Here is a 26,893-nt window from a genome sequence, read left to right as displayed (position 1 = left end):
GGGCATGGCCTAAGGGCAACGTGGCGGGGATCTTTTATGTAAACATGTTGATCTGGCACTGGGCGGCGTGTTTCAGGTAGTCTTCGGCTGTTTGAATCTTTACCCCTTCGATGAAATCGTCTTGCGTCAGCCCCATCATATCCACCGTCATTTTGCAGGCCACCAGATTCACCCCTTCAATCTGCGCCATTTCCAAGAGTTCCGCCAACGAAGGAATGTGCGCGGCGTCCATCTTTTGGCGCATCATCTTGGTGGCGAAAGCCGACATGCCGGGGATCGCCCCCATGGGTCCAGGCGGAATAAACCGGCATTTGTTTTGATGATTTTTGCGGATCACGTTGATACCCATGAAGGTATAGAAGATTGTGGCCTCCATGCCGAGCCGCACGGCATTGAGCCCGAGGACCAAGGAAGGGTAGGCGCCGTCCAAAGTGTCTCGGCTGCAGATGAAGGTGCACGACGTTCTTTTTTCTGGGTTTTTCAAGGTGTCGTCAGACATGGCACTATGCCTCCTCACGGTTTAGACTTTGGGTGTTTTTTTCGTGGGCGGGACTTCCGCCCGGTTCGCTTCCCGGATCTTCCTGAGCACACACGCATTCGATGATTTTCAGGACGGCCGGGAACGCGATTCGATAAAAGACCTGAGTTTTATCTTTGCGGGATGCCAAGACACCGCGCGTTTTGAGATAATTTAACTGTTGCGAAGTGTAGGCTTGGGCCAATCCCAGGTGTTGACATATTTCTGTGACGTTTTTTTCGCCGTGTTCCAAAACCTGCAGGATGCCGAGCCGCACCGGATGGGCCACCGCTCGGAGCATCTCCGCCGCCTTTTCCAAGCGTTCGTAACGATAGGGACCGGGCACGTGCGTCTCCTCTTCTTTTATTCACACATCATGATATCCTGATATTCTAATTTTAGGAAGGAGTCAAGGACTTTCTAATGGGACGATGGGAGGCCGGAACCGCGGACAGAGGCTTTCTTCACAATCCCTAAGGGGGCAATACAGCGTTCCAGGATTCTTTCCCGCGCCCAGTCCACCCCCATGGTCCGATGTTCCTGATGCAAAGCGCTCAGGGTGCTGGCAAGGCCGTGAAATTTCCCCTTCGCCTCCATACGGGTTTCCTCGATGAGGCGCCAGTCGGGGGATTTTCGAAACTTATGAAAGGCCTTCAGGATTTCCGGAAACATCAATCGGGTGAAAGGCCTGAGAAACGCCACATAGAAAGCCAAGGCCGCCCTATTTTCCTTTTCGATGACGTGGCGGAGCAAACCCTTGTCGTCCGTGTCGGCACAGAGATCTTTGAGGACCCGGGCATACACCTCGATGGGGCTGTTGGGGTACGTGGCGATGATGTCGTGCCACAGCTGCCCACGGAAGGCCTCTTCGTGAAACTCTCCCAGCTCGTGATGAACCCACGTTTGCAACTGGTTCCACGCGATAGCTTTGAGAGTTTCGGCATATTGCGCTGGATTCCGTGCCAGGACCTCAACGTCCAATCCATAGGCGGCAAAGGCGAAGCTCAGAGCGGATCGAGCAGACGGCCTGTTTTCGAAAATCTGGTCCCAAAAAAAAGCGAGCATTGGCTGGCGGCGGATGTAGATGCGCCCTCCCTGACGCATGGCCGGCGTCGCAAAGACGTCCCTGACGATTTCCTCAGTCACGGAAAAGACAACGGCGCCGTCCATTTCCCGACATTCATCAATGAGGCCGAGAAAAAAACTGGGCCTCAACCCTTCGACGTAACCTGCTCCATAGACGAGGCCGGTGCCGGCCAGTCGCTCATTGATGCCGTCCACATCAAACGGGTCCCAAAGAGTGTCGTCCACAAGCAGGGGTTGGAAGTCTTTGTCCATCCAGGGTTCCCAGGACGACTCCCGGTGTTCAATCCAATCGAGGACATCCGCCGGCTCGGGTTCCTCCCAGGGCTGGAGGCGCTTTTCCCATTTGTACAGGTCGCGCAGACGGAGCACCAGTCCGCACAGGGAAAAGGTGCCGGCGTAGTTGGCTTCGGCGATCAGGCAATTTGTCAGAATCTGTTGCCGGAGTTTTTCCACATCGTCCATGCTGATCCCGGTTTCTTTTGAGGTTGGGATGGTGAAAACCGCTTGAGTATAACCTTTGACCCGTGGAAGAAAAGCCGCGTCGCGTTTGGTGTGCGGCAGGCGGGCAGACCATAGAGTTTTTGTCAAAAAGGCCGCGGCTCGAAAGAAGGTCCTGGGAGTCTCGCATCGGTGCGTGATGCTCAAGGGACGACGGCCGCTGGTCCACGCAACGTAGGCCCGATGGCTGGCTTTCATTGAAAGGTGCTTTCCGTCATGACGCAGGATGGCCTCGGCTCATCTCTTCGTGCAGAAATTCCACCTTCGTCGACCCATGCCCGGGGGACACGGGAAAGCCGGCATTTCTGCACCTGACTCAGCCGGAAAGGTTCAGGTAGGAGAAAAGGCCGGTGATCAGCGATGCTGATTTTGAAGCGGTCTTGAAAGCCTTTGGGTTACTCTGGAGCGGTTACCGCAAGGTGCGCAAAGGGGCCAAGCGGCGGCTGGCATCCCTTATGGCCGAGCAGGGGATCCCGACCATTCCCGACCTTTTGGAATGCTGTCGGGAAAGCCCGGCCCTCAAGGAGGAAGCTTTACGCGCCCTGGCCGTTCCCATCAGCCGGTTTTTTCGGGACCGACGGCTGTGGATCGTCTTGGAAACGCATGTGATTCCGGGCATTGCCCGATGGAGCGGCAATCAAGTCCGTGTGTGGTCTGCCGGATGTGCCCGAGGGGAAGAGACCTACACCATAAAAATCCTATATGAGGAACTGGCCTCCCGGTGCTCTGGATTTCCTTCTTTGGCGCTGTGGGCGACGGATTTTCATTCCCGGTTTCTCGAGGCTGCGTCCCACGGGGTGTTTCACCGAAGCAGCCTCAAGGAAGTTCCCATCGAGCGTCGCACCGCTTGGTTTTCCCCGCTTCATGGCGACCTCTATGCAGTCTCCCAACGGCTGAAGGAGGGGATCCTCTGGATGTCTCACGATTTGACGAGGGACGAGCCGCCCGCCTCAGGGTTTCATCTTATATTTCTTCGTCACAATCTTTTGACGTATTATGCCCGGTCGGTGCAGGAAAAAGCTTTCAGCCCTATTGTGGAATCTCTTCTGGAGGGGGGCTTTTTGATCCTTGGGTGTCGTGAAAAGCCGCCGCCAGGCATGTGGCCCTTGATGAGATGTGCGGCAGACCCGCACATTTATCGAAAAGTTCCTTTTTTTTCGAGATTCAGACCATAAGGAGGCTTTCGTGAAAATTACAACCCACGGTGCGGCCGGATGCGTGACGGGCTCGTGCTTTCTTGTGGACAGCGACAGGCGGTTTCTCGTGGACTGCGGCCTCTTTCAAGGCGGCCAGGCCATGGATGCACTGAATCGGGAACCGTGGCCTTTCGATCCTGCGGATCTCCAGGCGGTGCTCTTGACCCATGCCCACATCGACCATAGCGGCCGTCTCCCCAAGTTGGTGAAAGACGGTTTTCGTGGGCCCATCTTCACCACGGCACCCACGGCGGCGCTTTCCCGGATTCTCTTGTTGGATTCCGCCCATATCCAGGAAATGGAGGCCGAATGGAAGACGCGGAAGAACTTGAGAAAAGGTCGGGAACCGGTCCCGCCGCTCTACACCACGGATGACGTCGAACGGACTCTTGGCCTCTTTCAGACGGTTTCTCAGGATACCCTGTTTGGCTTATCGGATACCCTCCAGGCCCGATTTCGAAACGCCGGCCATATTCTCGGCGCCTCCATTTTGGAACTCTGGGAAGGCGATGTGAAGAACGGGTTCAAGGTTGTGTTTTCCGGCGATATCGGCCGCAAGGAACAGCTCATCGTCAAAGATCCCGAACAGATCTTTCAAGCGGATGTGCTGCTGATCGAGTCCACTTACGGCAACAGGAAGCATCGCAGCTATGAGGAGAGTGTGACGGAATTGGCCGAAGCCGTTCGGTACAGCTACGAGCATGGGCAAAAGGTCTTGATTCCCGCTTTTGCCGTGGAACGCACCCAAGAAATCCTTTATGTCCTCGGAAAGTTGCTTAGGGAAGGGGCAATCCCGAGGCTTCCGGTCTATCTGGACAGCCCTCTAGCTATCGCGGCGACCGAAATCTTTCGTCAGATGCTCCACGAGCTGGACGAGGATACCCAAGAGATCGTCAATCAAGGTTACGATCCGTTCTCATTTCCGGAACTTGTTTTCTCCCACACCGCCCAGGACTCCCAAGCCCTGAACGAGCTCAAGGGTCCCGCGGTGATCATCGCGGGAAACGGCATGTGCACGGCCGGGCGCATCCTTCATCATCTCAAGCACAATCTTTGGCGTCGGGGCTGTTCGTTGGTCATTGTCGGGTATCAGGCCGAGGGATCTTTGGGGCGTCGGATCATCGAAGGGGCGAAAACGGTGAGGATCTTTGGAGAGGATATTGCGGTGCGCGCGAAGGTCTTCACCATCGGCGGATTCTCCGCCCATGCCGATCAAGACGAGCTCTTGCAGTGGCTGGGGCATTTCACGAATCCGAAGCTTCAGGTGGTGGTGATCCACGGGGAAAAGGACATCGCCCACGCCTTTGCGACAACGGTGAAAAGCCGCTTTGGATTTCAGACCATGGTGCCCGAGCTGGGGGAGACTCTGGTTTTCGACAAGCCTGGGCTGCCCGTGAGGCCCCCTGCCGCAGTGCGCCCTCGATGGGAAGAGGTCTTGAACTCGGTGAAGGAACGGGTGAGCGGAGCCCTGAGCCGCGTGGATATCTGGGCCAAAGATCTGGATCGGGACGCGGACGAAGAGTTGGAGGCGGCCGTGAGGGTCTTCTTGCGGACTTTGGACCGCTATGCGGGAAAATCCGGGGAGGCTCGGTCGGATGTAGGTTGGAAGGGGTGAGCTGTGCAGGAGTCCATGGAGAAATGGCTTGAAGAACGGGAGCGGAAGGTCCTGGAAGAGCATATCCGGGAGGCCCTCCACAATGTTCCCGAATCACGCCGTGGAATGATCCGGGAAACACTCCTGGAGCGGGCCCAGCTCCGAAGATGGGAGCACGGGGGCTCGTATGCAGTCTTTCCGTGGGACGAAGAGTGGCTTCCTCTGGATCGGGCCGTGTCGCGCCTGGTGACGGTCATGGGCCTGAGTCATGGAGGTGGGGAGATGGAGAAAAAGATCGGGGATAAAGTCGTTGTCCTTGTGCAGGGCGACATCACCGAAATGGAAACGGATGCCATTGTAAACGCTGCCAACGCCTCTTTGGTTTTGGGGGGCGGTGTGGCGGGAGCCATCCGAGCCAAAGGTGGTCCGGTGATTCAGGAAGAATGCGATCGCATCGGAGGAACCCACGTGGGCGGGGCTGTGGTGACTTCCGGAGGGCGTCTCAAAGCCCGCTACGTCATCCATGCCGTAGGTCCTCGATGGGGTGAAGGCCAGGAAGAGCAAAAACTTCGAGAGGCAACCTTGAACAGCCTCCGCCGAGCCTCGGAGAAGGACCTTGGCTCCATAGCTTTTCCGGCCGTCAGCACGGGGATCTTCGGCTTCCCTAAGGATTTGTGCGCCAAAATCATGCTGGAAACGGTGCTGCGCTTTTTGGCCGAGGAAGAAACGAGTGTGGAACGGGTGGTCTTCTGCTTGTGGTCCCAAGAAGATCTGGATATTTTTCGAAGGACGCTCGAAACCTTGTGACCTCTTGGAGAATCCCCTTGGAAAACCGGGGGCGGGCTCGACTGAGGTCGCCTCGTGGAGAAGTCACCGCCCCCCTGGTTTGTTTCTTGGGAGGACGCGAGACGAGGGGCGCCGAACCTTCCGCCCCCCGGTGCTCAGAAGCACAAATCAGCGGAAGGGGCTCTCAGCCAGGCGGGTGTTTTCAGACCTTCTCCACGCTCTGGAGGACGTTGAGGCTCATCACGAGCGCTTCATAGTCGGGATCCGGCAAGGCGAGGAGGTTTTCGGACGGGGCAAAATGCACAATGGAGCATGTCCGAGGTTCGAAAACCTTTCCGGCCTGCAAGAGGGGTTGAGGGAGTCGGTATCGAAATCCGGGCCCCAGGTCCAAAACAAGATCCATAGATTCCTCGTCTTCCAAGAGCGCAACCATAAGGGCGTTGTTCACGAAAGCTCGGCCTCGCATGTGTTTTTCGCCGGCGCCGTCTCGATAGACTTCCAGGACTCCTTCGGTGAGGTGCACCGAACGCTTGAGGGGGGTGACCAAATACGCATCTTCAATGATATACGAGCCTTCTTTGAAAGGAATGTGAGACGCCATAAGAAACTCCTGTCACCTACGGGACGAGAGAGAAAAGAAGAAGAGTCGAGGGACATCCCAGGTCCTTCATTCATGACGTTTCACCATAAAACAGCCCAAGGGCCAAGGCAAGTCAAGCGGCTCTTGGTCAGCGGCGGCGCGCGGTCACGGGCGCCGATCCGCCGCTTAGGAAACGGAGGATAACGTGCACAATGGGGAACTCAGCGGCATTTTGGCCGCGATCGAGGCCAAATACCGGACCGAAACGGTGGACTTGAAGATCGCTTCCGATACCTTACGTATCTTGCAAATGGCGGATTTTGAGGACTATGTGGGGGAGTTGGCCCAACGGGATTACTTGACTTTAGAGGACCTGCCACTGTGGGCCAAGGTTTGGGAGGCCTCTTTCGTGTTGGCGTCCTATTGGGCACGTCAGCCTGTGATGCCGGGGCGGCGCATCCTGGAAATCGGCACGGGAATCGGGGTCTTAGGGGTCTACTTGGCGTCCAAGGGCCACCGGGTGACGCTGTCGGACATCAACGAAGATGCCTTGATGTTCGCCCGCGCCAACATCTTGCTTAACGGGTGCGAGCGCAATGCGGACGTGAAGCGGATCGATTGGAACGACACATTCCTCGAGGAACCCTATCACGTCATCGTGGGTTCGGAGGTGATTTACGATCGATCCACCTATCCCGCCTTGGTGCGGTTTCTGGACCAGGCTCTCGTTCCCGGCGGCACGATATTCCTTGCAAAAAACACGCATCTGCAGGCCCCCGGCTTTTTTGCAGAGCTGGTCACCCGATTTGCCTATAAGGAGAAAATCATCCCTTTCATGGGCCATGACGAAATCTCCGGCGTGGCGCTCTATGCCATCCGCCGGCGCGGAGAGACGGTGGTGTCATGAAAGAGCGGGAAAATTTCCAACCCTGCCTGACGGCGGAAATTTTTACGGCGACCATCCGGTCGAACCGTGGCTTCTTACCCGCTGTTATCCATTCGCCCTTACGGCCTCAGGTCAGTCGTGAGCCGGCGTCGACGCCGCCCGAACACGGAGCTTTGGCTCGGAGCCCCGAAAAGGTTCCCGCTGAGGAGGATAGGAAAAATAAGGAGAAGGTCCCCGTGGTCATTTGTTGCCATGGGTTATTGAGTGCCAAAGACAGCCCGAAATTTGTCGGGATGTGCCAAGAATTGGCCGGCAAGGGGCTGTGGGCCGTTCGATTCGATTTCACAGGGTGTGGGGGGAACACTTCGGCCTTTGGGGCGAGCTTGCTGGAAACGCGGCTGGATGACCTTCAGAGCGTCGTCGGCTGGGTGAGGTCACCAGAGCGGCCGTGGGGTGCTGATGTCGCTTTGGGTCTCTTTGGGTCAAGCCTTGGGGGATACCTGAGCTATCTGTTCGCAGGGCGTTTTCCTGAAAGTGTGGACGCCGTGGCGGCATGGGCGGCCCCGGCTCGATTCGATTTCATCGGACGCACACAGGCAACACGGCCGCCGGAGCTTGCCCAGGTGTGGCCCTCGGCTTTGCCGTTGGGAGCTCCGGATGCCGGGACCCCTCTGCCGTCTGTGCGCAATGTGCTCGTCCTTCATGGGATGGACGATGAGCTTGTCCCGTGGAGTCATGCGGTTGTTCTTTACCGGTCCGCCGCTGAGGAAAAGTTGCTGGTGCTCATGGAAGGAGCCGATCATCGCCTGACGGAACCTGAGACCCGAGCCAGGGCTGTGGAAATCACCGCCGCGTGGATGGGCTCAAAGCTTAAACCACAAAGCTGAAAACACCCATGGACCGCTCACCTCGCAAACCGACGAGCCTGCCTTTTTCCCCGTCGATCCACCAAAATTTTGTGGCCATCGATTTTGAAACGGCGACAACGGCGCCGAACAGTGCGTGCGCCGTCGCTTTGGTCAGGGTCCACGGCGATCGGATCGTCCAGCGTGTTTATCGACTGATCCGTCCACCAAGTCGAGAATTTCGCTTCACTCATATTCATGGCATCACCTGGGCTGACGTGCGCTTTCAACCGACTTTCGCTGAAGTATGGCCGGAACTTGAGGAGATCGTCCATGGCGCCGCCTTCTTTGCGGCCCATAACGCCGCCTTCGATCGCAATGTTTTGCGGGCGTGTTGCGACACCTACAAACTCCCCCACCCTCAGATACCCTTCGTGTGCACCATGCGTCTGGCGCGACGGTGCTGGAAGCTTTACCCGACGAAACTTCCCGATGTGTGCCGTCATCTGTGCATTGATCTCAAGCACCACGATGCCGCTTCCGATGCCGAAGCGTGTGCTCAAATCGTCCTTCGAGCGAAGAACGTGGTTTTCGATATGGATGGTCCACTATGACAGGAGGGCGAGGGGCGCTGCAGCATCCCGTGCCGTTCGGCGTCGAAAGAGGGGCAGGGGGTTCCGTGGGCGCCTGGAGCGGAGTCCGTCAATGTGCCGGAAGCGGAATGCGTTCTTTCCCGAGATGCCCCATCACTAAGAAGCGAGACTGAATCGGCGGATGTTCATCCTTGGACCGCCGGGCCGAGGGCGATTGTTTCCCCTGCCGATGTGCCTCCCGAACCATCGTGAAAATCGGGATTCTCCGGCTCGGATGTTTCGGTCTGATCGGCGCTGTCGTTTTATCGGGTCTTCGGGCTGCCGGCGGGGTGTAAGCCATGGGCCGTGCGTCTTCTCTATATGGAGCCTTCTTCACCCAAGGCGTGCCGCAACGGCCGAGCCGCGGAAAGGAAGCTGTGACACCCGTTCCAGAGGGGGGGCTCTTAAGATCGTGGCGGCTTTCGGGCTTCCACGAGTCCGTCCATGCGTTCTCCAGTGCGCACCAACCGAACGTCGGTGAAGCCCGCCTTTTGGAGACCTTCCCGGATTTCCGCAAAGGTGTAGGTGTCGCCGCCGGACGTGTTGACGAGCATGTTCAGGGCGAACAAAGCGCCTGCCGGAGGGCGTGAGCGGTCTTCTTCCATGATGTGATCGCGGATGAGGATTTTTCCTCCCGGCTCCAGCGCGTCAAAGACTTTTCGGTAGAGATCCAGATTTTCTTCCGGGCTGTTTTGATGGATGATAGCCGAAACCAACGCCAGATCACATCCATAGGGCAAGGGATCGTGGTAAAAATCCCCCGCCACCAGTGTCACACGGTCCAGGAGTCCTTCCTTCCGCAATCGTTCTTCGGCCAATGGGATAACGGACTCCAGGTCGAAAAGCACGGCTTTCATGTCGGGATTTTTCCTCAGGAAAGCGATGGTGTACGTCCCTGACGCGCCTCCGACGTCAAGCAGCCGTTGGAAGGGGCGAAGGTCGTAAGCATCGGCGATAATCTGGGACAACTCCCGACCCACCACGTGCATGGCGCCGATAAACGCTTTCTGGCTTTCGGTGCCCGGTTGCATCCCGGGCTTTCGGTGGGGATTCGTGCCCTGCCGAATGGTATCCGTGAGGTGACTCCAGCTGTCCCAGAGGTAGAGCAAGTGTTGCACCATGGGGAGGACGGTTTCGGGGTGTTTCGACGAAAGGGGAGCCCCCTTTGGCGTCAGCGAATATCGGTTGTTCTCCTTTGTCAGAAGATCTATGGCCACCAGGGCGTCAAGCAGACGAGTGGTCGCCCGCAAGTCCAGAGCGAATTTTTCGGCGATTTCGTGAGCGGTGGACGGAAAATCCTCCAAGAACGTGAAAAGGTTCAGTTCTGCGGCGGTCAGGATGACCCGGCTTCTCGTAAAGGCGCGGGCTTCTTCAAGGGCGGCGGTGGAACTCGGCTCCATGTTTTCGCTTCTCCGTCTCTTGAGGACAGGGCCTTTTTTCGGGTTCAAACGATGGACTGTTTTTACCACACGCCTCGAGGAGAAGAAAAGCGGACAGGGAATGGGGAGAACGCATGTGGTTGAGGTGCGCCGGGACCCTGGTTCCCCTGTTTAGAAAAACTTTTTTGGGCGGCCCGTTATGACCACACCAGAGAAGCCGCTTTGCAAACGAGACTGGTGGCGAACGTTCTGGGTGCCCGCTATGAAAGAACAGTCGTGGCCGACCCGCCTACGGTCTTCTCCGTGGAGGCCGGGCGGCGTGACCGAAGGATTCGAAGAGGGGCTCCTGAGCCATGAGGTGTCAGCCCGCCGTGATGAGGTGCACAGCGCAGGAAATGCACGGGTCGTAGCATCGCACGATTTTTTCGGCTTCTTTACGCAGGATCTCTGCAGAAAGATTCCCACATGCGGCAAGATAACGGCGCAGCTCTCTTTCCATATGGGCAAGGTTTTGAGATGTGGGGGCGATGATCGTGCAGTTTTCGATGCGGCCGACCTCATTCACCTTGTAGCGGTGAATCAGGCTGCCTCGCGGTGCTTCCGTAATCCAGACAGCCTCGCCGCTGACAAGATCGTATTCCGCACAGGGCTTGTCGGGTTCTTGGTACTCCCGGATGATTCGCCAGGCTTCGTGGATGGCGTAGGATAACTCTATGGCCCTGGCGACGATGGCCATCCGTGTATTTTTTATGGGCACGGCTAGGCCCGCAGTTTTTAAAGTGTCTAAGATGTCTTTCGGAAGCCTGGGAGCATTCAGGTTGACCCGGGACAGAGGGCCCACCAGGTAAGGTTCGCGGCCGGCTGGAGACGCAATGGCTGCATGGAGAGCCGTGGAATGGGCCACCTGGAATTCTTCGACGGTGCGGACAAAATCATCCATGGGCACCCGAGGGCCGCCGGAAAAGCCCATCACACCCTCGTTCATGGGGTATTCGTCGTCATGGACAAGAGACACCCATTCCGTATCGCTGGTGCAATCTGGGAAGGGGAGTGCCGCTGCCCAGAGAATGGCTTTGAGGGATTCCGCGAACGCATCTTCGAGTTTCGGCAGCACCGGGAGGAGGCGTTTTCGTGGAGGGATTTGGGTGAAGCCACCGACACAGACGGAAACGGAATGGACGGATCGCCCGCCGATTACGGCCAGGATCTCGTTGCCCAATTTCTTGAAGGCCAGCCCCTGGGCGAGGACGGGAAGGTAGTCTTTGGATGCCCACGCATTGTCCAGACCGAAAAAATCTGGACCGTTGAGAAGGTACATGTGCAGTGCATGGCTTTGGATCCATTCGGCACAATAGAACAGCCTCCGGAGATTCCGGATAGGGTGCTCAAGGCGAAGGCCGAAGATTTTCTCCAGCGCATGAACAGAAGACATTTGATAGGCTACGGGGCAAATGCCGCAGATCCTCGCGGTGAGATCCGGGACATCCTTGTGGGGACGGCCCACCAGCAAGGCCTCAAAAAACCGGGGGGCTTCATGGATGGTCACGCGGACCTGGACTGCTGCGCCACCGTGGAGCTCGATAAAGATGCCGCCTTCCCCTTCGACCCGCGAGAGGGCGCGGACTCTGATCGTCTTACGCTCGGCTGCCAAGGCGTGCCTTCCTGTATGTGTAGGTGTTCATCTTGTCCAAGAGGATCTGGCAATCTTTGGACCCGAGCCCCATGTCGTGAAACCGCTTCATGAGAACCTCCACGTTGGCGTCCTCTTTGGGGCCGAAACATCCATAACACGGCTTACCGAGGGAAGGGCAGACGGCGTCACATCCGGCTCGAGTGATCGGTCCGAGACAAGGCTCTCCGTGTGAGACGAGAAGGCATGGGATTCCATGCCTTTTGCATTCCATGCAGACACTATATCCGCGAATGTTGGGCCTTCTGCCCAACAGATACGCTACTAAAGTTTCCGATAGGGCTTTCGTGCTGACGGGACATCCATAAAGCTCGTAATCGACGTAGATATGGTCTGACAGCGGGGTGGATGTGGATAAAACGTCGAGATACTCCGGTGAGGGATAAACCGAAGCCTTGTAGGACGCCGCACTTGCCCAGTTTCTCAGGGCTTGAAGCCCGCCCGCCACGGCACAAGCTCCCATGGCGATAAGATGGCGCGATCTTTCTCTGATTTCCACGATTTCTCTTTTTTGTCGGGCCGTGGAAATAGATCCTTCGACGAGGGCTAGATCGAATTTCCCTCTTAAAGGATTGTCCGTCGCTTCGAGGAAATACCCGATATCGAAAAGGTTCACGAGGTGCAGGAGATCGTCTTCCAGGTTAAGGAGGCAGAGTTGGCACCCGTCACACGAAGTGAATTTAAAGACACCGACCCTCGGTTTCTTCATGATGCCTCCAGTCTCCTTGAGGATTCAGTCCACAGTGCGGCCGGGGTCAAACTTCTCGTATGCTCCAGAAATCCCAGATATCACTGAGTCGGAAAATGGGCCCGTCCGTGCACACCATTGCCGGCCCGAACAGGCAATGGCCGCACCATCCCATGCCGCAATTCATGTTCCTTTCCATGGAAACGAAAATTTTCTCTGCGGGGATACCCCTCGTGGTCAGATCTTTGGCCAAGATGGCCATCATGATTTCGGGGCCGCACATGAAAACGACGCTCCTCAAAGGGTCGACTGCGATGTTCTTGAAGAGCACAGGGATAAGGCCCACTTCCCCTTTCCAGTATTCCTCAGGGTCCGCCTTGTCGACGGTGAGCCACACATGGAAAACGTCCTTATAACGAGGAAATTCGTCTCGGAAGACGATGTCTTTGGGGGTTTTGGCTCCATAGAGAAGGATCTTCTTTCCGGACAGTGAGCCAGCCGAGGGTTTCTTGGCTCGTTCCAAAGAGATCATGTGGCGAATGACGGATCTTAGGGGAGCGATGCCCAGACCACCGGCGATGATGATCAAATCGCGGTCTTCCACTTCTTCTAGAGGCCACCGGTTTCCGAAGGGGCCTCTCATGCCGAGCACATCACCAGATCTTAATCTGGCGAGATGGGTCGTCACATCCCCGGCGACCCGGACGGTGTGGAGAATTTCATGTTCCGTCGGGGCGGAGCTGATGGAAATGGGCGCTTCTCCGATGCCGGGTATGGACAGCATGTTGAATTGGCCCGGCTCGAACGAATACGATTTCGCGATTTCTCGGTTGGTAATCTTCATGGCGTAAGTGGCGGTGTCCCGTGTTTCTTTCTTGATCCACCGGATGCAAACTTCGAAGGGGATCGACGGATCACGGATCATGTGACGCTCCTTGTGGGAGCCAAGGCCTCCAGCTCCTGCGTGAGGTCAATCCCTACGGGGCACCAGGTGATGCAGCGCCCACAGCCGACGCATCCCGGCGTGCCGAATTGATGGATCCAGTACGCCATTTTATGGGCCACCCAGTGTCGAAACCGGGCTCTGCGAGATGCTCGGAAATTGCCTCCGTGAACCCTGGCAAAGTTTATGGAAAAACAGGAATCCCAAGTGCGCCTTCGAGACCCGCACAGATCCGCAGTTTTCTTGGAAAGACAGGCCAGCGGAACGACATCTTCCGCGGTCGTGCAGAAACACGTCGGGCACACCTGGGTGCAATTGCCGCACCCAAGGCAGCGCACTGCCGTTTCCGACCACCGAGGATGTTCCAGATTATTGGTGATCAACCGTGGTAAGTCTTTCACCGGGACGCTCTTCTTCATCATTCTGGCGCACTGTTCAACTTTTGCGGCTTTCTCCATCCCTTCCTTTTGATCGGCCTCCCTTAGGGGAAGGTCGTTGCACAGACTCCGGGCTGCGCTCGTCGCCAATTCCACAAAAAAGCATTCGTCCAATTCCGTCAGAGCGATATCGAAGCCGCTGCGTGCCTCCGGCCCCGTGCCCATGGAATGACAGAAACAGTGGTCTCCGGGATGGATACAGTTGACGGCGACAAGAAAAGTGTTTCTTTTTCGAGCTTCATAACGGGTGTCTTTGAACCGTCCGTGAAGGAAAACCTTGTCCAGAAGCGCCAAGGACGCCAGGTCACAAGCGCGCATGCCAAAAAACGCCACGGGGCCGGCCTCGTCGGATGGGGGTATGGGTCGGACTTGGATTCTCCCTCTGGTCTTTTTGTATGTATAGACTTCCCGAACAGGAGGGTGGAAGAATCGCTTGAGGGAGTCGGGCCCTACGGAAAAGGGCAGGAATAGGCCTTCGGTTTCGGGAGCCAGCTCATAGGATCCTGGGCGATGCCTGTCTCGAAGACCGGTGGGCATTTCGTCGAAATCGGTGAGTTCCCCGAGGGTGACCACCCGCGAACTCACCTTGGGGCCGATGATCCTGAAGTGTGCCTTCACGCGATCAAAGAGCAGACGAAGATGTTCTTTCTGAAGCGTCGCTGTAATCACTCGGCTGCCTCCCCGGCCAGGGAAAAACGTCGCGGTTGTCGTTACGCCCCGAGCTGCACAGACGGCTTTGGGGGACAAGAGCCCCCTCCCGAGTGCCGAAGCACGGTCGCGGTGTGGTGCGCGGCCCTTAAAGGTTCTGGGATGCGGTAGCGGCCGATGCACCGTTCCACCAAATTGAGGGCGGAATCGCAGTCGGCCAGGTGCCCCGGTGAAACATAGAGCGGTTTAACGTTGGTTTTCGAGCGGTAGACGTAGCCGACTTGGGTTCCGTTGAGCCATAAGGGTTGTCGGTCGCCTTTTTGAGGTCCCAAAGGCCCGTGTTCTCCACATAGTTTGGTTTTGGCGCAGCCTACGGTGGGTATGGCCAACATAACCCCGAAATGGCAGGCAAGCCCAAAACGGCGAGGATGCGCAAGGCCTTGGCCGTCGCATAGGAAAACATCCGGGGGATGCCGAAGACGTTCATAGGCCTGCAACATGGCTGGAATTTCCCTGAAGCTCAAAAGCCCAGGGACATAGGGGAAGCGGATCTCCGTCCTCACGTGCACCGCCTCCATGGAGGTCAGATCCGGCCACGAAAAAGTGAGGATCACTGCAATGAGTTCGCCTGTTTCTTTGATATAGGAGAGATCCGCTGCAGCAAGCACAGAAAAGGACGCCGGCAGGGGCCGCAAGCACACCCTGCCGGCGAGTTGTTCTTGAAGTTCCCGGGCTTGGCGGGGAGAAAGCTCATCCACGGCGCGTGCCCACCCTTACGTGCACCTGGAAAATCCGCAGGCCCGGCACACAATGCACCCTCCGTCATATTCCACCGAAGCGCCGCAGTCGGGGCAGGCTCCCATTTCCTGCAGGGCCGAGGCGATGTTGGCCTGGGCATGGCGGTTGAGAACCTTGGCGATGGCATCAGTGCACGACAGGATCTGTTCACCGTTTTGCCAGATCGGGGAAGGACACCGAATGCCCATGAGCTGGCGGATGATGGCCTCGATCCGCACGCCTGAACGTAAGGCCAAAGAAATTAACCGGGCGGTGGCCTCGATTTGGGAATAAGCGCACCCGCCGGCTTTGCCCATCTGGGCGAACACCTCGCAGAAGCCGTATTCGTCCCGGTTGATGGTCACGTACAGCTTCCCACAGCCCGTGTTGATCCTTTCCGTGGCCCCGACGGTCTTGTCCGGGCGGGGTCGTGGCTCAACCTGCCGGAATTCCGACTTTTTCTGGATATTTAAAACCTGAATGTCCCGGCTGCCGTCCCGATAGACGGTCAATCCCTTGCAGCCGGATTTGAAGGCTTGGAAATACGCGTTGTAGATGTCCTCCGGCGTGGCGCTGTTGGGAAAATTGATGGTCTTGCTCACCGCGTTGTCCGTATGTTTCTGGAAAGCCGCCTGGATGCGGATGTGCCATTCGGGGGTGATATCGTGAGCCGTGACGAACACGCGACGCACGTCTTCGGGGATTTCCCCGAACGATTGGAGGCTTCCCCGGGTGGCGATCTTTTTCATCAGGCTTTCCGAATAGAATTTCCTTTCGTGGGCGACCTTCTGGAAGATGGGGTGCACTTCCAGCAATTCCTCTCCGTCCAGAACCTTCCGAACGAAACTGATGGCAAAAACAGGTTCCACCCCGCTGGAGCACCCGGCGATGATGCTGATCGTTCCCGTAGGGGCGATGGTGGTCGTGGTGGCGTTTCTCATGAAGGGCCAGGCTCCCCCCTGGTCAGGATCGTAGACGGAACCTTTGAAATTGGGGAAATTGCCCCGTTGCTTGGCCAGTTCCGCCGACGCCTCCTTGGACTCTTTTTGGATAAACCCCATGACGTCTTCGGCCAACGCCACGGCTTCTTCGGAATCATACGGAATGCCGAGGGCCATGAGCATGTCGGCAAAGCCCATGACGCCAAGGCCGATCTTGCGGTTGGCCAAGGTCATTTCCCGGATTTTCGCCAAGGGGTATTTGTTCACGTCGATGACGTTGTCGAGAAAATGCACGGCTTGCCACACCACATCCCGCAGGCGGTCGTAGTTGACCGTGTTGTCCTGGACCATGTGGAGGAGGTTGATGGATCCGAGATTGCACGATTCATAAGGCAGCAGGGGTTGCTCACCGCACGGATTCGTGCTCTCCACCATACCCACATGCGGGGTCGGGTTGTGGCGGTTGACGGCATCGATGAAAATCACCCCCGGTTCCCCGTTCTTCCATGCCGAACGGACGATCGTGTCGAACACCTTCCGGGCCGGCAGAGTTTTGGTTTTCAGGCCTGTGCGAGGGTTGATGAGGTCGTAGTCTTCGTCGTTTTCCACGGCGCGCATGAAAGCATCCGTGATGGCGACGGAAATGTTGAAGTTCGTCAGTCGATCGTTGTCGTGCTTGCAGGTGATGAATTTTTCAATGTCGGGATGATCCACCCTGAGAATACCCATGTTGGCGCCACGGCGTCGGCCGCCTTGCTTGATGGTGTCCGTGGCCGAATCGAACACGGTCATGAAGCTCACCGGGCCGCTGGCGACCCCGTTAGTGCTCTTGACCACGTCCCCTTCCGGCCGAAGGCGCGAGAAGGAAAACCCCGTGCCTCCGCCGCTTTGGTGAATTTTGGCGGCATATTTCACGGCTTCAAAGATTTCTTCCAGAGAATCGCCCACGGGCAGGACAAAGCAGGCGGAAAGCTGACCCAGTTCGGTTCCTGCGTTCATCAGGGTGGGGGAATTGGGCAGAAAATCCAAGGAAGTCATAAGGGCGTAAAACCGCTCCGCCGTTTCGGCCACTTCCTTTTCCGTTGCGCCGTAGAGGGCGTCGGCTTCGGCGACAGCCCGCGCCACACGTTGGAAGAGTTCTTCCGGGGTCTCGGTGATCTCGCCTTTTTCCCCTTTCTTCAGGTAGCGCTTCTTCATCACCACCATCGCGTTTGGGGTCAGGGGAATCTGGCTCCGAGCCGTGGTTTTCTTCAGGCGTCTGGGCGTGGTCATGATTGGTTCTCCGCTGGGTGCCATGCTTCCGGAAGTCTGCTGGGCCGTTTCTTGCACCTTGGCGCTGGTGGCGAGCTCATCCGTCATGACTTCTTAACTCCCTTGCGACATTTGGAAAAGATGCGACCGTCATGTCCCACGATCGGTCCGCTTCTCTAAAAAATGTAATCCGGCCGTCTAGGTGATTTAAGAGGGTCATACTACGCCGGGTGAATCGAGACTAGCAAAGTAGAAATGTCAGCGGATATTGTGTCCTTGTGAAGACCAACTGGAATTCACAGGGAAAAACGGGCTCGTTTTTTTCGCTGATTGTCCTCGGCCAATCCCTCTCCGGAATTCTTGGAGATCTCCAGATCGGCAAGGCCATTGCGCCCTGATGTCCCCAAAGGTATGCTGGCCCGGAAGCCGTAGTAAAAGAACTGGAGACGAAAGTCTGGATGATCCATCGGTGCGCGCCCCAAGAAATGAAGGGCTTATGGACGCGTCACTTTCGCATGGAACGGATGGCATGATGAATGAGATCAAAGATAACGGCCCGTGGCTCGTGGACACTCACGCCCATTTGGATTTTCCGGAGCTGTCCGGCGACTTGGACGGCGTTTTTCGCCGATGTCGGGAAGCAGGGGTGGCGCTGATCGTCACCATAGGAATTGATGAGAAGACGAGCCGAAAAGCTGTAGAATTGAGCCGCAAGTACCCCCACGTGTATGCCACCGTGGGGCTGCATCCCCACGGAGCCCGTCGGCTTTCGGACCGGGACCTGGAGATTTTTGCGTCTCTGGCTGCCGAGCCCAAAGTGGTCGCCATCGGAGAAATGGGCTTGGACTACTACAGAGACAGACAACCCCGGCCCGTGCAGCGAATGTGTCTGGAGCAGCAACTGGAATTGGCCCTCCGGTGCGGCAAACCCGGGGTGTTTCACATCCGCGACGCCCATGAAGACTTTCTGAAGATTGTGGAGTCCTATGCCGACCGACTTCGTCCGAGCGTGCTCCACTGTTTTTCAGGAAATTGGGAGGTTGCGGCCCGGTGTTTGGAGCTTGGATTCTATCTTTCCATCCCGGGCACGGTGACCTACAAGAACGCCGAGGAACAGCAACGTGTGGTGCGCATGATGCCCCTTGACCGGCTCTTGGTGGAAACCGACGCTCCGTACCTCACGCCAGTGCCCTTTCGTGGAAGGCCGAACGAACCGGCTTACGTCCGCTATACGGCGGAGAAAATCGCGCAACTCCGGGGCTGTTCCCTGGAAGAGGTGGTTCGGGCGACGACGGACAATGCTTCGCGGGTTTTCGGTTGGACTCGTTAGGCGACGTGTTGGGCCACGATGCATGCGGCTGTGAAAACACCCCCGGCAAAGTCTTCACACAGCGGCGGCCCGAGCCGATGGCCAAGGGATCCGCCGAAGCGGGCTTTTTAGGATGGCGCATGAGGATTGGGTCATGAACGGAAAGGCGGTGCCGCTGTACACCACTCGGGAACCTCTCGTGTTGGCCTCAGGGTCCCCTCGGCGCAGAGAGCTCTTGGCCCAGCTGGGTTTGGAGTTTCGCGTGAGTCCAAGCCTCCGGGAAGAGCCGCCCATAGGCTCCCGTCCCGAAACAGGGGTTCGCCGTTCCGCGGTTTTCAAGGCGCGCTCCGTGGCTCGGATGGAGCCCTCCTCTTGGGTCCTCGCCGCGGATACCATCGTCGTGCTTGGGGGGCGGATCTACGGCAAGCCGGAGACGCCCGAAGAGGCGATGGGCATGCTGCGGTCTTTGGCCGGTCGATGCCACGACGTGCTCACCGCCGTGTGCCTCATGCGTGTGGATCGAGGCTTCTGTCGGGTCGAGCTCGTCCAGAGTCGGGTGGAATTCCGGGACCTCTCGGAAACGGAAATCGTCGCGTACGTCCGCACGGGCGAACCCATGGACAAGGCGGGTGCCTACGGAATCCAGGGACTGGGCGGGGCTTTCGTGAAGGCCGTGTACGGCTCCTATACCAATGTGGTGGGGCTGCCTCTCGCCGAAACCCTGACGATGCTCCAGAAACAAGAGATCATCGTCCCGGGAGCCCCTACGATGTGATCGGGTTGCGCTGGTCGTTTGAAGACAGCCGCGTTTCGACTCCGAAAACAGACATTTTCGGACAAGCCACGCAAAGAGGCCGAAGGGAAGCGATGGACGTCATTGAAGCCAATCTTAAGGAAATCCTAGAGAAAATCACATCCGCGTGCCAAAAGTCGGGGCGGGATCCCCAAAGCGTTCAGCTCATCGGGGTCTCGAAGACGGTCCCCGTGGAAAAAATTCGAAAGGCGGTGGAAGCAGGACTTCGGCGTTTCGGCGAAAATTACGTCCAGGAAGGGAGCCGTAAGATCGAGGCGATGTCGGACCTTGACCTGGAATGGCATTTCATCGGCCATTTGCAGAGCAACAAGGCCAAGCAGGCTGTGGAGCGGTTTCGCTGGATCCACACGGTGGATCGGCTCTCCTTGGCCGTGGAACTGGACAAGAGGGCGAAAAACTTAGGACGCCGGGTGCCCGTTCTCCTTCAGGTCCATTTGGGCGATGAGGAAACGAAAGGGGGCGTTGCGCCTGAGGACCTGGAAAAGCTTTTTGGGGATGTCCAGACGATGGAATGGATCGAAGTGCGCGGTCTGATGGCGATCCCGCCGTATTTTGAAAATCCGGAGGCGGTGCGGCCGTTTTTTAAATCTCTCCGACACTGGCTCGAGCGTCTGCGCCAAAAGGCCGCGCACCCGGAAAGGCTCACGGAGCTGTCCATGGGGATGAGCCATGATTTTCAGGTGGCCATCGAGGAGGGGGCCACCCTGGTTCGAGTGGGAACCGCCCTCTTCGGTCCCCGGGAGGTGCGATAGCTCCTCGGTGTGTCTCCATCGACATCGGGGCCGGATCCCACGACAGAGGGATCGGCGGGGGTGCCGTGGTGTGTCGGCTGTCTGTGCTCATGGGGGCGATGGAGGCCCCGACGGCGGATCAAGGTGACGGGGGGCCGTTTGTTGACGCCGGATTTCTGCGAGGGCCACCGCCGCGGCGACAGAAGCGTTGAGGGATTGCACGGCCCCAGCTCCCGGGATTTTGACGAGGAAATCGCACGTTCTTTTCACCAACGGCCTTAGGCCCGTAGCTTCGTTGCCCACGACCAAAGCCACGGGCATGGTGTAGCGAAGGTCATACAGGGACTGCCTGGCCTGAAGGTCGAGCCCCACGATCCAATACCCGACTTTTTTGATCTGTTCCAAAGCCCGGACAAGGTTCACGGTCTGAACCACTTGAAGGTGGACGAGCGCCCCTGCCGCCGCCTTAAAGACGGCCCCGGTCACCGGAGCGGAGCGGTCCTTGGGGAAGACGACCGCTCGAGTCCCGAGAAATCCTGCGGTGCGCAGAATGGCGCCGAGGTTTTGTGGGTCTTGAATGCAATCGAGCAAAAGAATCGGCAACCCGTGGGGGTCGGGTTGGGCCAGGAGGGTTTCCAGGGACTCATAGTGGAAGGCTTTGAGGCGAGCGGCGACGCCTTGATGGTGGTCATGGCCGAGCTGTTCTGAAAGGATTCGCCTTTCCACCAGAGACACAGGGATGCCGTGGGCGTGGGCGACCTCGATGACCTCCCGGGCGCGAAGGTCTTGGCGACTGCAGCGGACTTCCACGATGTTCCCCGGGTCGGCCTTGAGGCACTCCGTGACGGGATTCACCCCATAGATCCAAAGGTGTTTGTCTTTGGGATCACGTGCCGGCGGCGACGGGGTGCGACGGGATGTCGAGGATTCTTTTGCCACGGCGTTTTCCCCGTCGTTGAGCTTCAAAGAAGGGGAAGGAAGGGCGAGAACAGCCCATGCGCCCGACATCGTTCGCATCGGGCGGCTCGGATGATGGCCGTCACGTCGCCGACGGCCTCTTCCAGAGCATCATTGACCACGAGATAATCATACCAGGGAGCTTCGCGGATTTCCGTCCGGGCCGCCTCCAACCGACGTTGGATCACTTCCTCCGGTTCCGTGCCGCGGCGGCGCAGACGCTCTTCAAGGACTTCAAGGCTGGGAGGCAGGATGAAAATGGCTGTGGAGGAAAGGGAAGACGCCCGGACTTTCCGAGCCCCCTGGACGTCGATTTCCAGCAGGACATCCAGCCCTTGGGCAAGCCAGGCTTCCACCTGGCGGCGGTCGGTGCCGTAGTAGTTGCCGTAGACGTTCGCCCATTCCAGGAAGCGCCCTTCGTGGATGCCCGCCTCGAAGACCTCTCTGGACAAAAAATGGTAATCCACTCCATCGACCTCTTCGGGCCGAGGCGCCCGTGTGGTGCAGGAGACGGAAAAGCGCAGGCGGCGGTCCTGAGCGAGCACGGCCTTCACGATGGTGCTTTTCCCGACGCCGGAAGGAGCGGAGATGACGAAAAGACGCCCTGCATGCCCTGAAGACATGTCATTTCCCGCTCTTGGCCGAGGCTCCATCACGGTTCGCCTGGTCTTGGACGAGCCTTTGGGCGATGGTTTCCGCCTGTACGCCGGACAGGATCACATGGTCGCTGTCGGTGATGATGATGGCGCGGGTGCGCCGCCCCATGGTCGCATCGATGAGTTTGTTGGCCTGTTTGGCGTCTTCCTTGAGGCGTTTCATGGGCGCCGAACTGGGAGAGACAATGGCCACAATGCGGTTGGCGACCACAGTGTTCCCGAACCCGATGTTAAGCAGCTTAATGTCCATAGGCGGCCTCATTCAATGTTTTGGATCTGTTCCTTGAGCTTGCCGATGGCGTTTTTCATGCGGACCACGGCTTGGCAGACGATGAGGTCGTTGGTCTTTGACCCGATCGTGTTCACCTCCCGGTGGAGTTCCTGGGCCATGAAATCCAACCGGCGTCCTTCCACAGGCTCATCCCCGTTAATCCATCGGACCATTTGGTCCACATGGCTCATGAGGCGCACCAGCTCTTCGTTAATGTCGGTACGGTCCAGCTGGTAGGCGAGTTCCTGAAGAAGACGGTTTTCATCCACGGTGCCGCCGAGGGCTTCCAAGACTTCTTGGACCTTGGTTCTCAGTTTGTCTTGGAGTTCCGCCGCAACCGCATGACGGCGTTCTTCCACCAGTGCCCATTCCTGTCGAAGCTCGTGAAGGCGTTCCAGCATGTCCTGGGCCATGCTTCGGCCTTCGGCCGTGCGTGCTTCCACAAGTCGGTCCACGGCCTCTTCTGTGGTGTAAGCGACCAAGTCCCGCAGACCTTCATCCTGAGGGATTCGGGGGTCTGTTCCCCAGATGCCCGGCAGCTTGAGGAGGTGCTCAAGCTTAGGGGGATCCGAGCCGGGAAGTTTGAGATGGAGTTGATACAGCGCATCCCAATAGGCTCGGGCCGTTGGGAAATGGATGCGCGCGGCCTGAAGCGCAGGCGCCACGGGTTCGACCGCCACATAGCACTCGACCCGTCCCCTCTGGAGTCTTTTTCGGAGCACGTCCCGAACCACTTCTTCCAGGTCGAGGCGGTCCCGGGGAACGCGGATGGACAGGTCCAAGTGCTTCCCATTGACGCTGCGAAGTTCCACAACCGCCTGATGAAGTCCATTGTCCAGATCCGCTCGGGCATAGCCTGTCATGCTTCGAATCACGATGTCCTGTCCTCCGGAAGATGGGGTCGACGGGGAAGACGGCCGCTACGGCGGGCCATAAGGACGCCTCGGAGAAGTCCGAAGAACCGCCGCGTTTCCTCCTGGGCATAGTCAGGGTACGTCCAAGGCAGGGGCTGATAGGCGCCGTTCTCATAAAGCAACGTCAGATCCCCGTAGATACCGTCTCTGAGGTAGATCCGGTGGGCGGCGTTCTTGCCCGTGGCCAAGACGAGGCGTTCTTCACATAAAAGCCCCGGGTCCACGTTGACGGTGCGGCGTCCGTCCCGACTCCACCGCTGCTCCAATTGATTTGTTCGCGCTTTGATGTCGGGAAGGCATCCCGGATCGACCAGCTCATCGAAGCTGCCGAAGAGTCGGCGGAGTCCCGGGCCCATTTCCTTCTCGTAGAACCGCGTGAAGGTGAAATCTTGGGGGGCCGTCACGGCATCCAAAGTCCCGAACATGGCGCTTAGGGAATGGAGCACCTCGGCCTTGGCGTCCTGATTGCTCAGAAGGAGCCCAAAGACCAGTTTGCACGCTTTCGGCGGCTTTGGCAGGCTCATGGTGTTCTTCCGATGCCGTTGATCAGGGCGTTTCGAAGGCGGGAGTGGTCCACTGCGGCCGTGCCCACTTCTCCCACCACGATGCCGGCGGCCGTGTTGGCCACAGCGGCAGCCTCCCGCATGTCCAAACCGGCGGCGGAAGCCAGAGCCATGGTTGCAATGACGGTGTCGCCGGCACTGGTGACATCGAAGACTTTCTTTGCCACCGTGGGAATATGAAACGGCGGGGCGCCGGCGCCAAAAAGGCTCATGCCCTCAGGACCCCGCGTGATCAGGACGTGCCGACATTGGAGTTTTTCCAAAAGAAGGCGTCCGACCGTCTCCAGAGAAGCCGCGTCGGCTCGGGTCACGCCCGCCATGGCAAACGCTTCTTGTGTGTTGGGGGTCACCACGGTGACATGGTGATAGAAATCGGCATGGGGCACCTTTGGATCGACGAACACGGGAATACCGAGACGCTCGGCCAGTCTCCGCACGGCATCCATGACCTCCAAGGACACCACCCCCTTCGCGTAATCGGAGACAATCACCGCATCCACAGGGGGAGCCGCGCTTTCTATGGACTGCACTAGCGCCCTGATGACGTTCCCGTCAAACGGACGGACATCCTCGCGATCCACCCGGACGACCTGCTGATGCTGGGCGATGACGCGGGTTTTCACCGTCGTGGGCCGATCGGTGACGCCGACGAGCCCAGAGCAGGGAACACTCGCCTCCTGGAGGAGGTTTCGGATTTCGGCGCCGCTGGCGTCGTCCCCAACGACACCCACCACGTGGGCGTGCCCGCCCAAGGCCACGATGTTTCGGACGACGTTGGCCGCACCGCCCAGAAGGTGGGTTTCTCGGCGGACTTCCACCACGGGAACCGGGGCTTCAGGAGAAATGCGGCGCACGTCCCCCCAGACAAAAACGTCCAGCATGAGATCCCCGACCACAAGAACGGTGCATTGGGAGAAGCGGTCCACCCCTTGGAGGATCTCTGGGACGCGGGGCAGCAGGGGGGGCGGTACGGCGGCCATGACGGTAGAAAGTTCTCCTTACCCTTCAGAAAGCTGTTGAGCTTCCTCCGGCAGCATAATCGGAATACCGTCTCGGATTTCGTAAAGGAGTCGACATCGATCGCAGATCAGGCCGTCTTGGGATTCCGTCAGCCTGAGGTCGCCTTTGCACTGGGGGCACACGAGAATATCCAAGAGTTCTTGGCTGATGCTCATCCCGATTCCACCTCGCTAACGGTTCAAGAAGGTGACTTTGCCCTCGACGTTGTGGGCCTCTTGATCGCTTTCGCGCTGTGCATCCAGGAGCTGCCGGTAGCTTTCGATGATGGATTTCAGTTTGGCTTCCAGCTGAATGCGTTGGCGCTTAAGTTCACTGATGTCTTGATGAAGCTGGGCCAGCCGCTGGTGGGCGGCCTGGAGCATCTTTTCGGCACGCAACTCCGCTTCGGCAACGAGGAGCTTAGCCTCTTTTTCCGCGTTGGCTTTCATGATGTCCGAAGCTTTCTGCACGTTGGCCAGAACGTTTCGGATGGTCTTTTCGCGCTCCCGGTGTTCGGCCAGTTCCCGGGAAAGCTCTTGAACTTCCTGGCGCAAGGCGGCGTTGGTCGCCTTGAGCCGATCCAGTTCCGATGTCATTTCATCGATAAAAAGGTCGACCTCTTTCTGATTGTAGCCTCTCCAGGCAAGGCGAAACCTTAGTCTCTGTGTCTCTTGGGGTGTCCATGGCATACGTCGTCACCCTCTCTCCCAATGCGTTCCTTTCAGGCCCTGAGAACGAGGGCCATTTCTTTCAGCGAGGGGATCAAGAAGTTTTGAAGGAACAGCAAAACCAGGATGATGATCATGGGAGAAAAATCGATGCCTCCGAAAGAGGCGGGGATTCTGCGTCGGATGGCGTAGAGGACAGGTTCCGTGATGCTGTAGAGAAAACGCACAATGGGGTTATACGGATCGGGGTTGACCCAGGAAAGGACGGCTCGGGCGATGATGATCCACATGTAGGTGCTCAACACGATATCCAGGATCTTCGCAAAGGCCATTAAAAGATTGCTGAGAACGAACATCGCAGATTCCTCGGCCAAAAAGAGTGGGAGCAAACAATTTCGGCTTTTTCGCCCATACTGACGGGCGAAAACTAGCCGTTTCTCGGCACAGTGTCAACGAAGAAACCCGGAATCCGCGGTTTAGAGGGCATCACTCCTGTTCTGGGGAGGCGGGGACGGCGCCGCGGCCGTGGGGCCGTCCCTGAGGGGCCGGATGTCGAGGAGCGGAGGACGACGCCAGCCCGCTCATGACAATCCCGGCGGCCAACACAAACAGCCCGATCATTGTGGATGGGGTGACGGTTTCTTTGAACAAGAGGAAAGCGAGGGTGGTGGCGCCCAGGGGTTCTCCCAGGGTGAGCACGGCCACGGCGGTGGCGCTCAGGTGCTTCAGGGCCCAGTTGAAACTGGTGTGGCCGATGAGCTGAGGAATCGTCGCCAAAAGGACAAGCGTGAGGTAGGTTTGCGGACTGAAGCCGAAAAGAGGTGTTCGAGAGATCGCGCACAGACCGAGAAGAACGGCGCCTGAGATCCCATAGGTCCAGAAGATATAGGTCCGAAGCGGCAGTGTCGCTCTGGCGTACCGACCCGCGAGAAAATACCCGCAAGCCATAAGACCGCCGACGAGGGCCATGAGGTCCCCCACGAGGGAGTCCGCACCGAGGCGGAAATCCAAGCCCGCCACGATGGCGCTGCCGGCGACGCATGCCGCGACGGCGGCCCACATGAGCGGCCGGAGTGGCTCTTTGAGCAGAAGAGCAGAAAACACGGCGGTAAAAACCGGGCTGGTGCTCACTAAGGTCACAGAGCTCGCGACGGTGGTCCTTTTCAAGGACTCAATCCAGAAGGCGAAGTGGAAGGCTAGGAAAAGGCCGGAGATCAAGACCGCTTTCCACCGCGGGGGGCACCTGTCGCGGCTTTTCAGAGATTGGCGCCAGACCCAGGGGCCGACGCACAATGCGGCGAGGCTAACACGATAGGCGGCGATGGTCAAAGACGGGGCTTGGGTGAGCCGAATCAAGATGGATGCGCTGGAGATGGCGAGGATCCCGAGGGAGACGATGCCCCAGAGGAGCCACGGTGCAGGGGTTTTCCCCGTGTGGTTCATGAAGAACTCCGCAGGATGTTTTTGACCGTTCCCACTGTAATGGAAAATCCGGTGGGGAGCAACACGGCGGAGGTGCATCCAAAGGCGGGAGAGGAGGCGGCCGGCTCAGGCTGCGGGGGGGGGTGGTGGGAAACCGGCAGGCCTGACCCATTGACGAGGACGGAAGGATCATGATAGATATGCCTACTTAAATT

The 26,893-nt window shown here is 58.1% G+C and carries 30 protein-coding genes; 9 read left to right on the top strand and 21 right to left on the bottom strand.

Going from position 1 to position 26,893, the window contains the following annotated elements; genetic code table 11:
* Positions 1 to 34: 34 nt before the first annotated feature.
* From ACZ5K9_RS01295 to ACZ5K9_RS01285, 3 genes are all read right to left on the bottom strand, one after another.
* Positions 35 to 499, bottom strand: a complete 465-nt coding sequence (locus ACZ5K9_RS01295; protein ID WP_464272620.1) for a DsrE/DsrF/DrsH-like family protein — start codon at positions 497 to 499, stop codon at positions 35 to 37.
* 4 nt (positions 500 to 503) lie between these two features.
* A complete protein-coding gene (locus ACZ5K9_RS01290; protein WP_464272619.1) occupies positions 504 to 863 on the bottom strand; it encodes an ArsR/SmtB family transcription factor in 360 nt (119 codons plus the stop codon).
* Positions 864 to 937: 74 nt separating this feature from the next.
* On the bottom strand, positions 938 to 2,299 hold the full coding sequence (locus ACZ5K9_RS01285) for an Sfum_1244 family protein (protein WP_464272618.1): 1,362 nt from the start codon (positions 2,297 to 2,299) through the stop codon (positions 938 to 940).
* Between the two features lie 152 nt (positions 2,300 to 2,451).
* Here ACZ5K9_RS01285 and ACZ5K9_RS01280 point away from each other — a divergent pair, with 152 nt between their 5' ends.
* Genes ACZ5K9_RS01280 through ACZ5K9_RS01270 form a run of 3 tightly spaced genes read left to right on the top strand, consistent with a single transcriptional unit; the run spans position 2,452 to position 5,698 of the window.
* Positions 2,452 to 3,276 (top strand): CheR family methyltransferase, encoded by an 825-nt coding sequence (locus ACZ5K9_RS01280; protein ID WP_464272617.1) that lies wholly within the window; start codon positions 2,452 to 2,454, stop codon positions 3,274 to 3,276.
* Positions 3,277 to 3,286: 10 nt separating this feature from the next.
* Positions 3,287 to 4,912, top strand: coding sequence for an MBL fold metallo-hydrolase RNA specificity domain-containing protein (locus tag ACZ5K9_RS01275; RefSeq protein WP_464272616.1), 1,626 nt, complete (start codon positions 3,287 to 3,289; stop codon positions 4,910 to 4,912).
* Between the two features lie 15 nt (positions 4,913 to 4,927).
* Positions 4,928 to 5,698, top strand: coding sequence for a macro domain-containing protein (locus ACZ5K9_RS01270; protein WP_464272615.1), 771 nt, complete (start codon positions 4,928 to 4,930; stop codon positions 5,696 to 5,698).
* Positions 5,699 to 5,879: 181 nt separating this feature from the next.
* Here the strand turns inward: ACZ5K9_RS01270 and ACZ5K9_RS01265 are convergent, their stop codons facing one another.
* Complete coding sequence (locus ACZ5K9_RS01265; protein WP_464272614.1) at positions 5,880 to 6,278, bottom strand: hypothetical protein; 399 nt, start codon at positions 6,276 to 6,278, stop codon at positions 5,880 to 5,882.
* A 184-nt stretch (positions 6,279 to 6,462) separates the two neighbouring features.
* Between ACZ5K9_RS01265 and ACZ5K9_RS01260 the strand changes: the two genes are divergently transcribed.
* The 3 genes from ACZ5K9_RS01260 to ACZ5K9_RS01250 are packed head-to-tail and all read left to right on the top strand — an operon-like array spanning position 6,463 to position 8,602.
* Complete coding sequence (locus tag ACZ5K9_RS01260) at positions 6,463 to 7,164, top strand: class I SAM-dependent methyltransferase (protein ID WP_464272613.1); 702 nt, start codon at positions 6,463 to 6,465, stop codon at positions 7,162 to 7,164.
* Entirely contained in the window at positions 7,161 to 8,030 is an 870-nt protein-coding gene (locus ACZ5K9_RS01255) for an alpha/beta hydrolase family protein (protein WP_464272612.1), read from the top strand. The genes ACZ5K9_RS01260 and ACZ5K9_RS01255 overlap by 4 nt, the downstream gene beginning before the upstream one ends.
* Positions 8,031 to 8,038: 8 nt before the next feature.
* Positions 8,039 to 8,602, top strand: coding sequence for a 3'-5' exonuclease (locus tag ACZ5K9_RS01250; protein WP_464272611.1), 564 nt, complete (start codon positions 8,039 to 8,041; stop codon positions 8,600 to 8,602).
* A gap of 422 nt (positions 8,603 to 9,024) precedes the next feature.
* On the opposite strand, the gene ACZ5K9_RS01245 is transcribed toward ACZ5K9_RS01250, so the two are convergent.
* The 7 genes from ACZ5K9_RS01245 to ACZ5K9_RS01215 all read right to left on the bottom strand — a co-directional run bounded on the left by ACZ5K9_RS01245 (position 9,025) and on the right by ACZ5K9_RS01215 (position 17,395).
* A complete protein-coding gene (locus tag ACZ5K9_RS01245) occupies positions 9,025 to 10,020 on the bottom strand; it encodes a methyltransferase (protein ID WP_464272610.1) in 996 nt (331 codons plus the stop codon).
* Between the two features lie 340 nt (positions 10,021 to 10,360).
* Positions 10,361 to 11,650, bottom strand: coding sequence for a Ni/Fe hydrogenase subunit alpha (locus tag ACZ5K9_RS01240; RefSeq protein ID WP_464272609.1), 1,290 nt, complete (start codon positions 11,648 to 11,650; stop codon positions 10,361 to 10,363).
* The gene (locus ACZ5K9_RS01235) at positions 11,634 to 12,398 is read right to left on the bottom strand and encodes an NADH-quinone oxidoreductase subunit B family protein (RefSeq protein WP_464272608.1); all 765 of its coding nucleotides are present in this window, start codon (positions 12,396 to 12,398) and stop codon (positions 11,634 to 11,636) included. Before ACZ5K9_RS01235 ends, ACZ5K9_RS01240 begins: the two co-directional genes overlap by 17 nt.
* A 46-nt stretch (positions 12,399 to 12,444) precedes the next feature.
* Entirely contained in the window at positions 12,445 to 13,302 is an 858-nt protein-coding gene (locus tag ACZ5K9_RS01230) for an FAD/NAD(P)-binding protein (RefSeq protein ID WP_464272607.1), read from the bottom strand.
* Positions 13,299 to 14,426, bottom strand: coding sequence for a 4Fe-4S dicluster domain-containing protein (locus ACZ5K9_RS01225; RefSeq protein WP_464272606.1), 1,128 nt, complete (start codon positions 14,424 to 14,426; stop codon positions 13,299 to 13,301). Before ACZ5K9_RS01225 ends, ACZ5K9_RS01230 begins: the two co-directional genes overlap by 4 nt.
* 41 nt (positions 14,427 to 14,467) lie before the next feature.
* Complete coding sequence (nfi, locus tag ACZ5K9_RS01220; protein WP_464272605.1) at positions 14,468 to 15,163, bottom strand: deoxyribonuclease V; 696 nt, start codon at positions 15,161 to 15,163, stop codon at positions 14,468 to 14,470.
* A gap of 15 nt (positions 15,164 to 15,178) precedes the next feature.
* Positions 15,179 to 17,395: a vitamin B12-dependent ribonucleotide reductase gene (locus tag ACZ5K9_RS01215; protein ID WP_464273920.1), complete on the bottom strand. Its 2,217-nt coding sequence runs from the start codon at positions 17,393 to 17,395 to the stop codon at positions 15,179 to 15,181.
* A gap of 508 nt (positions 17,396 to 17,903) precedes the next feature.
* Here ACZ5K9_RS01215 and ACZ5K9_RS01210 point away from each other — a divergent pair.
* The 3 genes from ACZ5K9_RS01210 to ACZ5K9_RS01200 all read left to right on the top strand — a co-directional run bounded on the left by ACZ5K9_RS01210 (position 17,904) and on the right by ACZ5K9_RS01200 (position 20,249).
* Complete coding sequence (locus ACZ5K9_RS01210; RefSeq protein WP_464272604.1) at positions 17,904 to 18,704, top strand: TatD family hydrolase; 801 nt, start codon at positions 17,904 to 17,906, stop codon at positions 18,702 to 18,704.
* Positions 18,705 to 18,837: 133 nt separating this feature from the next.
* Positions 18,838 to 19,458, top strand: a complete 621-nt coding sequence (locus ACZ5K9_RS01205) for a Maf family protein (RefSeq protein WP_464272603.1) — start codon at positions 18,838 to 18,840, stop codon at positions 19,456 to 19,458.
* Positions 19,459 to 19,550: 92 nt separating this feature from the next.
* The gene (locus tag ACZ5K9_RS01200) at positions 19,551 to 20,249 is read left to right on the top strand and encodes a YggS family pyridoxal phosphate-dependent enzyme (RefSeq protein WP_464272602.1); all 699 of its coding nucleotides are present in this window, start codon (positions 19,551 to 19,553) and stop codon (positions 20,247 to 20,249) included.
* Positions 20,250 to 20,336: 87 nt separating this feature from the next.
* Here the strand turns inward: ACZ5K9_RS01200 and rlmB are convergent, their stop codons facing one another.
* The 10 genes from rlmB to ACZ5K9_RS01150 form a co-directional block, all read right to left on the bottom strand.
* On the bottom strand, positions 20,337 to 21,167 hold the full coding sequence (gene rlmB / locus ACZ5K9_RS01195) for a 23S rRNA (guanosine(2251)-2'-O)-methyltransferase RlmB (RefSeq protein ID WP_464272601.1): 831 nt from the start codon (positions 21,165 to 21,167) through the stop codon (positions 20,337 to 20,339).
* A gap of 23 nt (positions 21,168 to 21,190) precedes the next feature.
* Positions 21,191 to 21,808 (bottom strand): guanylate kinase, encoded by a 618-nt coding sequence (gmk, locus tag ACZ5K9_RS01190; protein WP_464272600.1) that lies wholly within the window; start codon positions 21,806 to 21,808, stop codon positions 21,191 to 21,193.
* Between the two features lies 1 nt (position 21,809).
* A complete protein-coding gene (gene remA / locus ACZ5K9_RS01185; protein ID WP_464272599.1) occupies positions 21,810 to 22,091 on the bottom strand; it encodes an extracellular matrix/biofilm regulator RemA in 282 nt (93 codons plus the stop codon).
* A gap of 8 nt (positions 22,092 to 22,099) precedes the next feature.
* Positions 22,100 to 22,987 (bottom strand): YicC/YloC family endoribonuclease, encoded by an 888-nt coding sequence (locus tag ACZ5K9_RS01180; protein ID WP_464272598.1) that lies wholly within the window; start codon positions 22,985 to 22,987, stop codon positions 22,100 to 22,102.
* Positions 22,984 to 23,550, bottom strand: coding sequence for a DUF4416 family protein (locus ACZ5K9_RS01175; protein ID WP_464272597.1), 567 nt, complete (start codon positions 23,548 to 23,550; stop codon positions 22,984 to 22,986). Before ACZ5K9_RS01175 ends, ACZ5K9_RS01180 begins: the two co-directional genes overlap by 4 nt.
* Positions 23,547 to 24,569, bottom strand: coding sequence for a D-glycero-beta-D-manno-heptose-7-phosphate kinase (rfaE1, locus tag ACZ5K9_RS01170; protein ID WP_464272596.1), 1,023 nt, complete (start codon positions 24,567 to 24,569; stop codon positions 23,547 to 23,549). The genes ACZ5K9_RS01175 and rfaE1 overlap by 4 nt, the downstream gene beginning before the upstream one ends.
* 18 nt (positions 24,570 to 24,587) lie before the next feature.
* Complete coding sequence (locus ACZ5K9_RS01165; protein WP_464272595.1) at positions 24,588 to 24,764, bottom strand: Trm112 family protein; 177 nt, start codon at positions 24,762 to 24,764, stop codon at positions 24,588 to 24,590.
* 15 nt (positions 24,765 to 24,779) lie between these two features.
* Entirely contained in the window at positions 24,780 to 25,277 is a 498-nt protein-coding gene (locus tag ACZ5K9_RS01160; RefSeq protein ID WP_464272594.1) for a DivIVA domain-containing protein, read from the bottom strand.
* A 32-nt stretch (positions 25,278 to 25,309) separates the two neighbouring features.
* Positions 25,310 to 25,612 carry a YggT family protein gene (locus ACZ5K9_RS01155; RefSeq protein ID WP_464272593.1) on the bottom strand — a complete coding sequence of 101 codons (303 nt, stop codon included), beginning with the start codon at positions 25,610 to 25,612 and terminating at the stop codon, positions 25,310 to 25,312.
* A gap of 130 nt (positions 25,613 to 25,742) precedes the next feature.
* The gene (locus ACZ5K9_RS01150; RefSeq protein WP_464272592.1) at positions 25,743 to 26,699 is read right to left on the bottom strand and encodes a DMT family transporter; all 957 of its coding nucleotides are present in this window, start codon (positions 26,697 to 26,699) and stop codon (positions 25,743 to 25,745) included.
* Positions 26,700 to 26,893: the final 194 nt, after the last annotated feature.

This window comes from Desulfosoma profundi (assembly GCF_055387865.1).
Note: the sequence above shows the minus strand (reverse complement) of the source record. Positions and strands in the feature narration are given on the sequence as shown.